The organism is Variovorax sp. J22R115 (assembly GCF_030317005.1).
In the GTDB taxonomy this organism is placed as follows: Bacteria; Pseudomonadota; Gammaproteobacteria; order Burkholderiales; family Burkholderiaceae_C; genus Variovorax.
The window spans coordinates 61,839-75,541 of sequence record NZ_JASZYM010000006.1; the positions used below are offsets into that span (position 1 = coordinate 61,839).

Annotated in this window: 12 protein-coding genes and 1 pseudogene; 4 read left to right on the plus strand and 9 right to left on the minus strand. The window is 63.3% G+C overall.

Translation table 11 applies throughout. The annotated features are described in order from the left end of the window. Positions 1-196 precede the first annotated feature (196 nt). Complete coding sequence (locus QTI04_RS11935; RefSeq protein WP_286615830.1) at positions 197-688, minus strand: hypothetical protein; 492 nt, start codon at positions 686-688, stop codon at positions 197-199. 31 nt (positions 689-719) lie between these two features. Further along, entirely contained in the window at positions 720-1,892 is a 1,173-nt protein-coding gene (locus tag QTI04_RS11940; protein ID WP_286615831.1) for a hypothetical protein, read from the minus strand. A gap of 643 nt (positions 1,893-2,535) precedes the next feature. On the opposite strand from QTI04_RS11940, the gene QTI04_RS11945 reads away from it, so the two are divergent. Further along, the gene (locus QTI04_RS11945) at positions 2,536-4,206 is read left to right on the plus strand and encodes a helix-turn-helix transcriptional regulator (protein ID WP_286615833.1); all 1,671 of its coding nucleotides are present in this window, start codon (positions 2,536-2,538) and stop codon (positions 4,204-4,206) included. Between the two features lie 63 nt (positions 4,207-4,269). Further along, positions 4,270-5,235 (plus strand): class I SAM-dependent methyltransferase, encoded by a 966-nt coding sequence (locus QTI04_RS11950; protein ID WP_286615835.1) that lies wholly within the window; start codon positions 4,270-4,272, stop codon positions 5,233-5,235. Between the two features lie 277 nt (positions 5,236-5,512). On the opposite strand, the gene QTI04_RS11955 is transcribed toward QTI04_RS11950, so the two are convergent. Next, a complete protein-coding gene (locus tag QTI04_RS11955) occupies positions 5,513-6,334 on the minus strand; it encodes a methyltransferase domain-containing protein (protein ID WP_286615837.1) in 822 nt (273 codons plus the stop codon). Positions 6,335-6,399: 65 nt separating this feature from the next. Then, positions 6,400-7,239, minus strand: a complete 840-nt coding sequence (locus tag QTI04_RS11960) for a class I SAM-dependent methyltransferase (protein ID WP_286615838.1) — start codon at positions 7,237-7,239, stop codon at positions 6,400-6,402. A 560-nt stretch (positions 7,240-7,799) separates the two neighbouring features. On the opposite strand from QTI04_RS11960, the gene QTI04_RS11965 reads away from it, so the two are divergent. Further along, positions 7,800-8,585 (plus strand): methyltransferase domain-containing protein, encoded by a 786-nt coding sequence (locus QTI04_RS11965; protein ID WP_286615839.1) that lies wholly within the window; start codon positions 7,800-7,802, stop codon positions 8,583-8,585. A 93-nt stretch (positions 8,586-8,678) separates the two neighbouring features. Here the strand turns inward: QTI04_RS11965 and QTI04_RS11970 are convergent, their stop codons facing one another. The 4 genes from QTI04_RS11970 to QTI04_RS11985 form a co-directional block, all read right to left on the minus strand. Continuing rightward, positions 8,679-8,864 carry a hypothetical protein gene (locus QTI04_RS11970; protein WP_286615840.1) on the minus strand — a complete coding sequence of 62 codons (186 nt, stop codon included), beginning with the start codon at positions 8,862-8,864 and terminating at the stop codon, positions 8,679-8,681. Between the two features lie 46 nt (positions 8,865-8,910). Next, positions 8,911-9,213: a hypothetical protein gene (locus tag QTI04_RS11975; protein ID WP_286615842.1), complete on the minus strand. Its 303-nt coding sequence runs from the start codon at positions 9,211-9,213 to the stop codon at positions 8,911-8,913. A 794-nt stretch (positions 9,214-10,007) separates the two neighbouring features. Beyond that, positions 10,008-10,802: a response regulator transcription factor gene (locus QTI04_RS11980; RefSeq protein WP_286615843.1), complete on the minus strand. Its 795-nt coding sequence runs from the start codon at positions 10,800-10,802 to the stop codon at positions 10,008-10,010. 982 nt (positions 10,803-11,784) lie between these two features. After that, entirely contained in the window at positions 11,785-12,096 is a 312-nt protein-coding gene (locus QTI04_RS11985; RefSeq protein WP_286615845.1) for a hypothetical protein, read from the minus strand. Positions 12,097-12,285: 189 nt separating this feature from the next. Between QTI04_RS11985 and QTI04_RS11990 the strand changes: the two genes are divergently transcribed. Next, positions 12,286-12,951 (plus strand): M48 family metalloprotease, encoded by a 666-nt coding sequence (locus QTI04_RS11990; RefSeq protein WP_286615847.1) that lies wholly within the window; start codon positions 12,286-12,288, stop codon positions 12,949-12,951. 525 nt (positions 12,952-13,476) lie between these two features. On the opposite strand, the pseudogene QTI04_RS34285 reads toward QTI04_RS11990, so the two are convergent. Further along, positions 13,477-13,557 (minus strand): annotated as a pseudogene (locus QTI04_RS34285) (hypothetical protein); the annotation flags it as partial. Between the last annotated feature and the right edge of the window lie 146 nt (positions 13,558-13,703).

Sequence of the window (13,703 nt, forward strand, 5' to 3'; positions counted from 1 at the left end):
CGCGATCAACATGCTCAGACTTCGAGCTTTGCGAACTCGTGCTGGCCGCGCTGCTGCGACGTTGGCTCGCGCGAGTAGGCGCGATACCACCAGGCCATTCCGATCGTGACCACGAATGGCTTCGGGCCCAAGAATGATGCGGCGCTGGTTCCGCTAAGCGACTTCGAAGCTGCAGCGGGAGCCGACTTGCCCCGACTCAGGCTGGCGCGATGACGGTCACAGTTCCATTCGATCCGCGGTACTTGAGAGCTCCGTCCTCGACATACAGGATCCCGCCGCCAGTCGGGTTGGCCCCGGGGGCGAGCGTTGCATTCGCGATCGCCACCACGCCCTGACCGCCTCCAAACTGCGTGGCGGTACGGATGCCGACATTGCCTCCCGCCGCCAGCCGCTGAAACACGACCATGGTTTCGAACGCGGTATTTCCGGCATTGCGGCCATTCAATTGCAGCTTGTCCGCCTGCACGGCGATCTCGTACTTCCCCGCCGGAGCGATCTGGTCGCTTTCGACGAACTCAATGTCGGGATTCGGATCGTCGATCCGGATCGACGCCGCGCCGCCGCGTGTGCCAGCTTGCCTGATGCGCAGCGCCGGTTGGTTGAAGTCGGGGTTCGTCGCGACCACCTCCAAGACCGCGGAGGCGGACTGCTGGACGGCGTCATTCGATGTGATGGAAACCGTGGTCATTTGCATTGCTCCTGTGCGTGGGGGTTGCGGGTCAGGAACCGAAAGCGCCGAAACGCGAGACGAGCGCCGTGCTCAACGTGTGCGAATCGGCATAGCGGCTCGCGAGGTTGCCGAAGGCGAAGGCCAGCACTTCGATCAGTCGCCCGCGTTCTAAAGGATCGGTGCGCAACGGCCTCGTGATTTCCAACTGCATCGCGTCGAGGCCGTCGGGATGAGAACTTCCGTACGTCCTGATCGTGAAACCCCCGTTGAACTGCGGGACCTCCGTACCATTGGGGTCCGGCGGCGAGACGCGGTAGCCGGCACCCTCGAGAAAGCCGCGCAGGCTGCGCCTGCGCGCCAGCACTTGCAGGTCCGCGGCGCGCAGCCGCGCAATACCGTCCTCCTCGTCTCGCGCCGTGCCGAGGAAGATCTGCGCCGGATCGGACGGGATGCCCCCCGTTCCATGGATGTCGAACAGAAGGCCGAGCCCGCCGTTGTCGGCGCGGATCTCGTCGACGAAGGCGCGCACGGTGTCGTGGTACTCGTCGTAGAACGGCGCTGCCGCATCGACCTCGAAGCCGCATTCGCGCGACCGGTTGGCGTCGATGAACTTGCGATGGAACTCGGCGATCACGACATAAGGCGCCTCGCCGAAGATCTCCAGCACGCGCTGCGCCACCCCCGCGGCGATCAGGTTGGTGTCGACGTCGCGCGACGGCTCGAAAAGGCAACCCTCGCGGCCGTTGCGCGGCAGCGGCACGCCCGGAACATCGGCCACGCCGCCGTGCGGACAGGTGATGAGCACCGGCATCGTGCCTCGATGACGCGCCACCAGGTTCGTTGCGTTGAAATCGATCTGCCACATGGAGTCCATCCTTTCGGAGCGACGGTCGAAGTCGATTCTGCTGAGAAGGCGTGTCAGCTCGGCGCGAGCTTGTTCAGGCATCGCACCCTCCGTCGTTCGCAAGTTGCGGTTGAAAATGATCTCGTCGAGCCGAACCAACAGGTCGCTTGGTTCGGCGCGCGCGGCCTCGCGGCGAAAGCGGTCGAGGCGCGGCCGACCGCGTTCAATGCCGATCTTTCGTAGCTGCCGAGTCAGCGTGCATCGCGTGTCCATCGGCGCGTGCTGCTCATCGGCTGCCTGGCGTCTCTTTGCTCTGCCATCCACTGGCAGGGTCAGAGCATGCGCGATTAGTCTAGTTCGAGTCTCGGCGTCGTGCATGCCGATTGGGGGGTGGCAGGAGCCTGCGCGTTTGCCTCTGCCGGAGGCGGCTTTTGTGGCTTAAGCCCTGGAGCAGTTTGACGTCCCCGGCGGCTATGCGAGGGGGGCCGCATCGCGCGCTGGGGACGAAAATCCCTAGAGCGTGCGCACTGTTCGCTCTCGGCTTTTGCCGGAATGGAACGTCGGATGACGGAACAGAATATGGCGCGGCGGCCTGGGATCTTGGTTTGGGGGGGCTGCTTGCGAGAGACTCAAGAGCGAACTGCACGCGGCCCCGCACATTGCCACCGGCGACGCCCGAACAGGTCGCAGAAGCGCTGGCGCCTCGCCCCCCAGGATCTCGACGAGCTTCGGGGGTTTCAGCTCATGGGACCGGCACAGGCGCTCTGGGCTGAAGTCTACATGCCCCATTTCTTGGCCCGGAAAAGCCACGGCCATTTTCTTGAAAGCCGCCAATGCCCTGGTCGCCGACCATGTAGACGGACGCAGCGTGCGGGAGGTTGTTACAACGCCGCAGTGCAAGCGGTTCGCACGAGCTTCTCAGGGAGCAGCCGGATCCCCCTCACCGAATCCCGAAGGAACGCATCTGCAGATGCATGGCCTCGCCTGTCTGCTAGATTCGCTGCAGACGGGATTGAAGCGAATGAGCGACCCTGACCCGCACTGCCCGGACGCCCGCTCCGAGCCTTGTGATGAACTCGAACGCGGCCGCGAATGCTTCCGCAGACGAGCTTGGGCGCGTGCGCGTGAATTGCTTGCTGCGGCTGACCAGACTGCGCCGCTAGGACCCGAGGATCTCGAGTCACTGGCGATCTCTGCCTATCTGGTCGGACGCGACGAAGACTATCTGAAGGCGCTGGCTCGCGCACATCAGGCCCATTTGGTTGCAGGCGAAGGCGTGCGTGCTGTTCGTTGCGCATTCTGGCTTGGCCTGCGTCTTCTGTTTCGGGGCGAGACGGGCAGCGCGAGCGGATGGCTCGCGCGCGCTCAGCGGCTGCTCGAACACGAGGGAGAGGAATGCGTCGAGCAGGGCTACCTGTTGCTGCCCGTTGTGCAGCAGCAGCTCGACGCCGGCAACAGCCGCGCTGCCTTCAGGAGCGCGGCCGATGCTGCCGGGATCGGAGAGCGCTTCGGCGAAATCGACTTGGTCGTGTGTGCACGCCACCTCCAGGGCCTGGCCCTGATCCATGAAGGGACGGTCGAAGCGGGCCTCGCGCTGCTGGACGAGGCCATGGTCGCAGTGATCGCAGGCGAGCTGTCGCCTCTGGTCACCGGCTTGATCTACTGCAGCGTGATCGAGGGCTGCCACCAGGTCTACGCCTTGGACCGTGCCCGCGAGTGGACCACTGCATTGGCGAATTGGTGCGAGGCGCAACCCGAGATGCTCGCTTTCTCGGGCGTGTGCCGGGTGCATCGCTCGGAGATCATGCAGTTGCGCGGCGCCTGGCCGGCGGCGATCGAGGAGGCGCACCGCGCCCGAACTCGCAGCGCTCAGGCTGGCAACGCACAGGCGGTAGGCGCCGCGTTTTATCAGCAGGCCGAAGTGCATCGGCTGCGCGGGGAGTTTGCGGCAGCGGAGGCGGCGTATCGCAGCGCGAGCGAGTCAGGGCAGGAACCGCAGCCTGGACTGGCGCTGTTGCGGCTCGCCCAGGGACGCGCGGGCACGGCGGCCGCAGCGATCCGCCGTGTCGTGGGAGCGACGACGGGGCACCAGCGCACCCGCTTGCTGACCGCTTGCGTTGACATCATGCTAGCCGTGGGCGACAGCGAACAGGCGCGCGCCGCCTGTCGCGAGTTGCAGGAGGTCGCCCGGAGACTCGATACGGGCGTGCTGCATGCGATGGCCGCGCAGGCCCAAGGAGCCCTCGAACTGGCCGACAGCGACCCGCAGGCCGCGCTCGGCTCGCTGCGTCGCGCGGGGGCGGTGTGGCAGGAAGTGGAGGCTCCGTACATGTGCGCCCGCGTCCGTGTGATGGTGGGACTGGCATGTCGCGCACTCGGCGACGACGAAGGGTGCAGGCTGGAGTTCGAAGCGGCCCGTGCCGTGTTCGAGCAACTGGGCGCCGCGCCGGACCTTGCCCACATCGACAGGCAGAGGGGCAGCGCTGCGGAGGCGAAGCAACCCCGCCTGACCCCGCGTGAACTGCAGGTGCTGCGTCTGGTCGCCACGGGCAGGACCAACAAGGCCATTGCGAACGAGCTCTTCGTGAGCGAAAAGACGATCGACCGGCATGTGAGCAACATCTTCGACAAGATCGCCGTCACGTCGCGCAGCGCCGCCACGGCTTACGCCTACCAGCACCAGCTCACCTGACTCGCCGGGTTGCTGGGTTGCTGGGTTGCTGGGTGAGACTACCCATGGCGCCGCGTGGCCGAATTGGGGGATCTCGCCGACGCGCCGTCTCGCACCTGTTTGTATGGTGAAGCCATCGACAAGGAGCAGGCCGTGACCACCCGCGAAGAAACCCAGCAACTCACCCACCTCCCGACGGAACCGGCGCGGAATCCTTGGGACAGGATCGCGCCTGGATACGATCGCACGAACACTCCCACACAGATGTGGGTGGGTGACCAGGGCCTACGCCGCGCCGGGGTGCGCGCCGGCATGAGATTCCTGGACGTGGCCTCCGGCAGCGGTGCGCTCAGCATTCCCGCAGCGCGCCTCGGCGCGCAGGTTCTGGCGACGGACCAATCGCCCGCCATGCTCGAGCACCTCAATGCGCGCGCACGCAAGGAAGGTGTCGCCGTCGAGACGCGCGTCATGGACGGCCATGCTCTTGCGCTCGAGGACAACAGCTTTGATGTCGCCGGATCGCAGTTCGGCGTCATGTTGTTTCCGGACATGCCACTCGGAATCCGTGAGATGGCGCGAGTCGTCAAGCCGTCGGGGCGTGTGCTGATGACCGTGTACGGCGATCCGAGCAGGATCGAATTCTTCAGCTTCTTCGTGGCCGCCATCCGGTCCGTCGTCCCTTCGTTCGAAGGTCCGCCGCTGAACCCTCCTCCGTTGCCCTTTCAGCTGCAGAACCCTGAAAGGCTGCGCGAAGAGCTCACGAAGGCCGGACTTCAAGGTGTCGTCGTGGAAACGATCACCGAGAAGACATTGTTCGAATCCGGCGAGCACATGTGGGACTGGCTCGTGCACAGCAATCCCATTGTCGGAGAGGTTCTCGGCCATCTGGACCTGACGCCGGTTCAGGTCGTTGCGATCGGGCAGACGCTGCACGACATGGTCCGACAGCGCGCGGCCGGCAAAAGCGCTGCCGTCTTGGAAGCACCCATTCATATAGGCGTCGGAACCAAGCCTTTCGGCTCGACCACGTTGGAGAGGGATAGAGGGTGACAATCCTCGGCGCCGGGCCGCGAGATTCGAAGTAGAGCGTCAGCCAGTTCGGTCGGTGCCGCTTCTCGCGGCTCACGGCCAGAGCCTCGGAGATCCGTCGAGATGGACCGGCAGCGAACCGCATATGACGCGGGCCGAGTCGCCGCTCCAGAAGAAGCAGACGCGCAAGCGACGGCATGCTCATCGCGTCCGTCACCCCTGCCAAAATACCATCTCAGGCGTCAGTGCTCCTTCCCGAGGACGACCTTGCCAACGCCGGCTGCCGCGTCGGAGGTCGTCAATGCCGCCTGGCGACGAAACTATAGTAATTGCTGGCGCCGAAGAAGACGCCTTGCTCTGACCGTTTGAACATTGTGTCAGCCCATGACTGAGCAACGCTCTCAGTCATGGCGCCCGCTTTGGGAAGAAGGCGCCGGAAGGACTGAATCGCGGACGTCCAGAAGTCTGCATGGCCAATGTCAGCGACGACATATGAGAACGAAACGGAGAGTTCAAAGCCGGCGTCGCGCAACAGTCCAGGTATTTGTCGCATGACTCGAGGATTGGTCACGATGGCATTGATGATCGTCTCATCATCGATCTTGCCCTGCAGCGGATCATCGCTCCCGAAAGTCAACGAAGCGTAGTCGCCATCGAAGATGCCAACCACGCCCTCTGGCTTGACCACACGTGCGATCTCTCTCAAAACGGCAAGCGGGTGCTGAACATGGCTGATTAACGTGTGCGCAACGACTGCGTCGAACGAAGCGTCAGGGAGGTTTAGCGCCTGAGAGTCGCCGGTCCGGAATTCAGTGACACTTTCGAAGCCTTCCGCTGAAGCGAGATGCTTTGCCGCGGCCGTCAAATGGGGACTTACGTCGATACCAGTGATGTGACCGGCAAAGCCTGTGCGACGCGCAATCCTCCGGGCTGCTACCCCCGTACCACAACCCAAATCGAGCACGGTCGCGGCAGACTCGATTTTCATCGCATCGAAATAGTCGTCCATCATTTTTGTGAAGCGCGGGTGCTTGCCGCGAGATTCCAAGCGAGTCACTAACGCCTCGAGTGTGGAATCATCGAGCCTGTCGGTGATTCGATATACGTCAACGGTTTCCACGAGACCCCCTTTCCTGGTCCGATTCGCTCACCCGTCCTTTCAACGCAGTGAGGGGCGCGAACCCCTTATTCGCTCTGGCGCCGGCCGACTGCGATCTTGAATGCAACGGGAATTTCGATGCTTCCGCACTGGGCATACGGTTGCACGAGCCGATCGTACGCCGCCCGAATTCGATCGCGCACATCCATTGGCTGGCGACGAATGCCTATCGACGTCCGGACCGTTCCACCGAGGATCCCGTTCCATAGCTCATCCGCGCTCGCCAGACGATGAATGAAAGCATAGGCCTGAACCGCCACCCGCGTCAGTCCTGCAGCGCGCAGGAGTTCCGACAGTTCATGATCATCCGAAAAGCGGAACATTGGAGGACCTGCCGGGAGATCCGCAGGTGTACAGGCGTGGGCCTCGTTCACAGCGTCGAAAAAAATGCCGTTCAAACGATGGCGAGCAGGAACGTCCCACCACGAAAGCGCGACAACGCCGTGCGGCGCGAGTACGCGTGCGAATTCACGAACGGCGCGCTCAGGGTCAGGGAAATGACCGATCCCGAAATTGCTCACGACGGCGTCGAAAGATCGCGCGGTGAACGGAAGGTCCTCCGCATCACCCTCACGAAAGTCAAGACTGGGATACTGTGTCGCGGCTATCGCCACCATGCGCGGCGCCAGATCGACGCCAACGACTGGTGAGGCGCCGCGACGGGCGGCGCGAGACGCAACGACTCCGGGCCCGGTCGCGACGTCCAGCACGCGCATGCCCGCACCTACCGCGGCCGCGTCGAGCAAAGGCTCGGTCGCATAGCCGGTAACTGCCGCAAAGAAGTCGCGATAGCCTTCAGCGATCTCATCGTGCGAGGCCCGCTCAAACTCCCGAAAGGCGTCGGCGTCGATCGGGGTTCGGGTCATTGGTCGGCTCCATCAAGTGAGCATGCGGCGAAGAGGAAACCTGCTCTCAAGATGCGTAGGACTCGGGCGTTCAGGCACGGATGTAGTGCGGCAATTTTGCGCTGCAACGCTCTGGATTTCTTTTGTTTCATCAGTCTTCGCCTTGGGGCCACCAGGCCGATGGCTGACTCTGGCGATTGGCGTCTCGCAGATGAATCGGCTCGAGACTAGGCCCGGCGTTCGTAACGATTGGAGGGTCCATCCCGACGCTTCGACCGAGAGTTGGATGGCCACCCGTCCACTCCGCGCGCAAACTATGACGTTGCATTGTTGGTCGAAGAAGGCCCTCATGCCGTCGCGCGCATCGTCTTACATGGCGTGAAGGCCTTCTGCCCGGCCCCGAATCTCGTCTGCAAGGTGAACCAGCCTAAAGATCCGGACTGCCGGCAAGAGCGCCCGTGAGCCACCCCTTCCAGCGGACTACGATTCTCTAGCTGACCTTGTGCGCCGGGTTGTCCAATCCGGAGAGGCGACTGTGGGTACTGCCGACGGGCCAGCATTCGCATCAGGAGAGCATGCCAATGGCGACGACACTGAACTTCGACGCAGACCTGGCCGGCCGCGTCGAGACGGCTTACGCCACCCCGGACGTGAGTGCAACGCGAATCGCCGTTTTTCGCGCAGCCGCACCCCGCACGGGCGAAATAGCGCTCGACCTGGGCTGCGGGCCGGGTTACCTGACGCGCGAGTTGGCCATTGCGGTGGGGCCCGAAGGCGCGGTCATCGGTGCGGACATCAGCGAGCCGATGCTCGGCCTGGCCGCGCGCCGGTGTGCCGACCTCGACCAGGTGCGACTGGTAAACGCTGACGCGTGTCAGCTGCCGGTCGACGACGGGACATTGAATGTGGCCTGCGCGCTTCAGGTCTATTGCTACGTGAAGGAACTGGACGAAGCGCTTTCGGAATTGCACCGGGCACTCAAGCCCGGCGGCCGCGCAGTGATCCTCGACACCGACTATGCCGGCGTCGTCTGGGAAACCCGCGACCGCGACCGCATGCGCAGGCTGCTCGACGCGTGGGACACGCATGCCGCGTGGCCCGACCTGCCGCGCGTGCTGCCGCGTCGCCTGCGCGCGGCCGGTTTCGAAGTCGCGCGCTGCGAAGCGGTGCCGATGCTCACGCTGAACTACCATCCGAACACCTATGTGCACGGGCTCGCGCGATTCATGCACCAGTTCGTCATCAACAACGCGAGCTTTGCTGCCGACGAGGCCGATGCCTGGCTTGCCGAGTTCGATGCCCTCGAGCAGGAGCGGGCCTTCTTCTTTGCGATGAATCGACTCATGTTTGTTGCCGTCCGCACCTGATGGGAACGGGAAAGCCAGCCACAGCGAGGAGGCTTCCCCTTCCCGCGCGGGGGTTGCTACTCGAACTCAATCGGGCGCAGACTCTGAACAGTGTCACAGGCGGCCTTCGCACTCATCCGCCTCATTGACCGCGCCGTGTCGTGCAACCTCAGATGCGCGCGCGCCCGCAAAATCGGCGCGAAATCCGAGGTGCTGTGCTTGCCCAACGACGAATTGGAAAGACGGAGTGATAGGCAGCGTTCGAAGGACGACCGCGATGGCGCCCTTGTCGCGGAACATGGATCACATCTGAGCCATCAGGCGACCAGACACACTTGCGCGCGTTCTACTTCAGCACGCCAAAGAGATTGTTGAAGTCATCGGCCCAGACCTGCAGACCCGGGATGGGCTTCGAAATCGAGGTCGTTCCTTGGATCGGCACGCGCACAAGCGCCGCCGGATCGCGCGCAACCAGAATCCAATCCGTTCGGCGCAAGTCGGTGCCTGTCGACTCGTCGTGGACGAGCACTGCCTGGAGGCCCCTGGCGTGGCGATCTTTTCGACCACAGGGGCGCAGAGAGAGAAAACTGTTGGTCATGTGGAAGGCCACGACACCGTCGGGCGCCATGTGACGCCAGTACACGTCCATCGCCTCGGCACCGTACGCTCGCCGACCGCGAATGACGGAAATCGGTCAAGTCTGGAGTCGACTTTGCAGTGGACCTTCCTCCTCGAATGTGCCTTTGCTGTGCGCATTGAGCCGAGCGAGCTCCCTATATGACCTTTCACGTGAATCAAGCATGCGAGGCTGCGCCGAATAGCCGCCGTTTGCGGACTCACCTATTTGTGTATTGCCCTGCGGGTCAAACCGCGCTTGAATGGCTGCGACGGTGGATTCGAGCCGACCCGGCCTGCGTTGCGGCTCGAATCAGGCGTTGCCCGCGCAAGGCTTCTTGCGCTCCAATAGGAGGGTGCATCATGGTCGGAGACATGGTTGCTATCGCCGCTGAGTGCATTAAGCGGCCTGGAAGGCGCGCCGTCTGGTCTCCCCAGCTCGGGGCGTACGTGTGCCCTGACATCGACAACGTACCCGAAAGCCAACTTGAACGAGCATCCCAGACGCGCCCACCCATCAGCCCAACGTTCAAGCTTGTCTTTGGGGCCGCCGCAGCCGGCACCGTCTTGTCCCTCGCGTTGTGCGCAGTCCTCGCTATTGCTGCCGGAAGAGAGCCGCCAAGCCTGATGACTGAAGTTGTTCGCGGCTTATTCAGCCTTGCTCAGATTGGGTTCGGCGCGATCGTAGGGCTGCTAGGTGCAAAGCGTCTTGAAGGAGACGCAAGCAATGGGCGAAGCAGCTGATCCTGCCCACAGTGTGCCCCCAAGCAAGGTCAACCAGCCATAGAGGCTGTGGCCATCAGCTGTTGTTTTCGGCGGATGGGGGTGTCACTTCTCCGGCTCGCCCTCGCCGCTTGGACGATGGCCGAGCCACCGCGCCGATGGCTTGCGCGAGCGTGGCACGCGCCTGTGCGTACGCGGCGGATGTTCGGGGTGCGCGAGCGCGGCAGCGGCACGAGACGGCTCAGGGCCTTGGACGTGCTCTTCTGTCTCGAACGACGCGCCGCCATGCGGGCCGTCGAAGCCCAGCAGCGCCATGGCGTGTACCAGACCAGGCACGGAGTCAACGGCCAGTTTCTGCAATGCCAGTTTTCGATGGTTCTTCACGGTACGCTCAGCAACCCCGAGCTTTTCTGCAATGGCCCTGTTGCGGTGGCCTTCGCTGACGAATCGCGCGACTAACTGTTCCTGATAGGTCAAAGATCCAAATCGTCCTTTCAGGAACGCAATCCTGGACGCCCTGCTGCGCAGCGTGCGGCCGCGAACAATAGCCGTCTGGATGGTCTCGCGCAGTACCTGCTCCGCGACGGGTCTGATCAGGAAATCCGAGACGCCAACCTTCATCGCGGCAATGATGTCAACAGGTTCCGGGCGCGTCGCGAGGACCACCGTAGCGACGCCGTGGACGGCGGCATATGCCAGGAAGCCTGGAAGTGCGCTTAGATTCTCGGGGACGTCGATGTCGACGAGCACGCAGCCGACCTCGGGACGCGCTGCAGGTCCCTGGGTCGCGAATTCCTTAAGGTCCTCGCTCGCGTGAACGCGATGCCCCTGCCGATGAAGCGATCGCGAGAGCTGCCTCGCAATTGCGATCGAACCAATCAATTGCACAACAGCCAACATCGGCTCCAAGGAAAGACAGTCGGTCAGGCGCCGACGCCCCGCGGCCCATTGCCGTCGTCGAGACGAGATCATCCATCATTGGTTCGAAGTTGGCATCAGCGAATCGGCGAAGCACGGTCGAGCTATAGTTTGCCTCATGAAGGCGAACCTTGAAAAAGTCTGACGCGAGAGAGCGTCTGGATCGCACGCACCCGCTGACGAACGCGCAAGCTCGGAACTTTGGCAGAAGTCTGGCCATCGCTGATCGTTCCAATGAGCCCCTCCCGTCTCCAACGGGCGGAAAGCATGATCCGCCGTCCAAACCGCGAGACGCTGTGGCGCGCAGGTGGCGCCGACCGAGACCGCGTTCGACCATGCCGTCGAGGAGCCTTACCCGCCAGCGACCCAGCGTCCCGGTCGGCACGCCGACCACGAAGTTGAGTGTGCCGATCCGGGTCTGCGTCTACGCCCCTACTGACAGCAACTCCGTTCGCGTCAAGCGCTCAAGCGCCAGGGCATCGGCATGACGGCATGCGCCTGAGGTGCCTTCGGTAGAGCGAAAAGTGAAGTCGAGGCAATCTTCCTCGAAAAGCGATGGAGCAAGGGCATGTTGCGCGGACCGTGCACTCCGCTTCGTCGCAAATGGACGAAACCTGATCCGGGTTTCGCCTCTTAATCAAAAACAAACTTGTCGGAGGAATGATGAGTGTTCTCTGAACTTTTCGGATGACCCGTCATTCCTCCGCAGATTCCGACGGATACCGCAGGAGCCTCGATGGATCGCCCCGCGCACCAAGTGGCCCGCCGCCAATGGGCGCAAAGGTGGGAGGCAAGGGCCAGAGCGTCGCCACGGCGTGGGAGTCCGTGAGCTCTTCAAGCAATAGATGCCAGGTGCCCGTACCTACTTCCCATGGGGCGTCGAAGCAGCGCGGGCGGTGCCCACGGGCATCAAGGGCACGAGGTCCCCTTAAACGCATTGGTGGGCGCACGCCTATCGGAAAAGTCAAGGGTTTCGAGCAGCCAGCAGCAATTCGGCCGTCACCGTCCGTCCCGCGCGACAACAGATCCCTTCGAGTTCCTCGATGACGACGTCGACGCGTCGCAGGAACAGTGCCCGGCTGCCGGGTGTGGCACGTGTGCACAACGCCCATGCGAGCTCGGCCAAGCGTTCTTCTCGCGCCTGACGCGCCCACGGCCGCAATTCGCAATAGCACAGAAGCGCCAAGCGCCCGAGGTCTTCATGCCGGCGCGCGTAGGCTACGTCGGCCACGAGATCGTCGAGACCCAACATCAGACTGTCCGAAAGCGTATCCATGGTGCAATGCAGCATTCTGCGGGCTGGGCGATAGGGCGCGCTACCTAAAGCTCATCCTTGCCCTGATCTTGCTTCACCCGGATTGATCCCATTCGGCGTCGCCGTCGTATCGAGCGGGAGGCGCCGGCTGGCATGTTTGTTGCAATGCAGCAAAGGCGCTCGCTCACTAGAGCGCCGCGGAGTGTGCCCATGCGATGGCTGCTGATGATGTGGATGGTCCTGGTCTGCGGCGCGGCCCGCTGCGAGGACACACGCCCGACGTCGGACATCGTCGAGGTGTTGCGGGTCTCACAACAGAAGCAGCTCGATGCCATGACGCCGGCCGATGCCACGAGTCCACGCGCCCTGAAGGTGCGCGAGTCCTTCGAGAAGCTCTTGCGTGGCCTGAGCGGGCCCGCCCTTTCGAAGGTCGAGCTTCGCGTGGTGCGCGGCGACATCGTGGGCGAGACGCTGCAAGGCCGCATCGTGGTGGCCAATGTTGCCCTGGCGGACCTGCCGGAAGGCGAACGCATCTTCATCCTCGCGCACGAACTGGGACACGTGGTGCTCGACCACTGGTCGCAGATGGGCCTCGTCTACACGAAATGGGTGCCGGGCCCCGTCGAGCAGCAACACACCGACGCCATTGCGGACCGCCTGGGCCGTGACGCATCGGCGTTGGCCTATCTGCAGGAATTTGAAGCCGACGCCTTCGCCCTGAGCACCCTGCGCGCCTTGGACCTGCCGGACCGGCATGTGGTTGCGGCCTTCATGAATCTCGGCTGGCGCAACGACACCGCGACGCATCCGGGCACACGCAAGCGCCTCTCGGCATTGCGTAACCTGGCGCCGGACTGGCGTTCGGTGCAGCCTTGAGCGTTCCGCGTCAGATCGTCCATTGCCACCCGCGCGGTCTGACGTTGTCGCCCAGATCAAGCGCTGTGAGAAAACGGCTGCGACGGGCAGGTTCCGGGGTGCACCCGTCGTCCGCCGTGAAAACTGCCAACGTTGGCTTTCATCAGCCGCCGTCATTCGGCGGAGCACCTTGAACTTCGGCATGCAGTCTTGAGTTCGCGTTGGGGCTTAAACCTCAAATTGGAAAAGCCACAAGCGGCAGCTCACTCAAGATTGCAGAACCAGCCGTTCGTCGGAGCCCCGATCACGAGGGTGCCGCTGCGCGGTGAAGACTGGGCGTCCTTCATCCCTCAGCGCCGCTGAGCGCCGATTCCGAGCAGCGCGAGCCGGCCTGGGTGGATCGCAGATCTGTCGGTGGCGTTGATCCCGCGGTGGGGGCCTTGACCGATGGTGCCGGTCCCAACCGACGCGCCGCGATGCAGGCTGTCCATGCCTAGGAGCGCGAAAGCGTAACCAGATCAGGCACGGAATCAACGGCCAGCTTCTTCAATGCTGAGGTTCGCTATTCTTCACGGTGCGCTCGGCGACGCCAATCTTCGCTGCGATGTCCTTGTTGCGATAGCCTTCGCTGACAAGAAGGGCGACTTACCTCTCCTGATAGGTCAGAGATTTATATCGTTCCTTCAGGAATGAAATCTGGACGCTCAGCTGCGCTGCATGCTGGCGCGCACAAGGGCCGTCTCAACGGCCTCGCGCAGCACCAGTTCCGTGAC

What these genes read in the sequence shown, in the direction of transcription:
- QTI04_RS11935 (WP_286615830.1), bottom strand. Translation starts at nt 688, where the DNA reads ATGACCACGGTTTCCATCACATCGAATGACGCCGTCCAGCAGTCCGCC.
- QTI04_RS11940 (WP_286615831.1), bottom strand. Translation starts at nt 1,892, where the DNA reads ATGCACGACGCCGAGACTCGAACTAGACTAATCGCGCATGCTCTGACC.
- QTI04_RS11945 (WP_286615833.1), top strand. Translation starts at nt 2,536, where the DNA reads ATGAGCGACCCTGACCCGCACTGCCCGGACGCCCGCTCCGAGCCTTGT.
- QTI04_RS11960 (WP_286615838.1), bottom strand. Translation starts at nt 7,239, where the DNA reads ATGACCCGAACCCCGATCGACGCCGACGCCTTTCGGGAGTTTGAGCGG.
- QTI04_RS11965 (WP_286615839.1), top strand. Translation starts at nt 7,800, where the DNA reads ATGGCGACGACACTGAACTTCGACGCAGACCTGGCCGGCCGCGTCGAG.
- QTI04_RS11970 (WP_286615840.1), bottom strand. Translation starts at nt 8,864, where the DNA reads ATGTTCCGCGACAAGGGCGCCATCGCGGTCGTCCTTCGAACGCTGCCT.
- QTI04_RS11975 (WP_286615842.1), bottom strand. Translation starts at nt 9,213, where the DNA reads ATGGACGTGTACTGGCGTCACATGGCGCCCGACGGTGTCGTGGCCTTC.
- QTI04_RS11980 (WP_286615843.1), bottom strand. Translation starts at nt 10,802, where the DNA reads ATGTTGGCTGTTGTGCAATTGATTGGTTCGATCGCAATTGCGAGGCAG.
- QTI04_RS11985 (WP_286615845.1), bottom strand. Translation starts at nt 12,096, where the DNA reads ATGGATACGCTTTCGGACAGTCTGATGTTGGGTCTCGACGATCTCGTG.
- QTI04_RS11990 (WP_286615847.1), top strand. Translation starts at nt 12,286, where the DNA reads ATGCGATGGCTGCTGATGATGTGGATGGTCCTGGTCTGCGGCGCGGCC.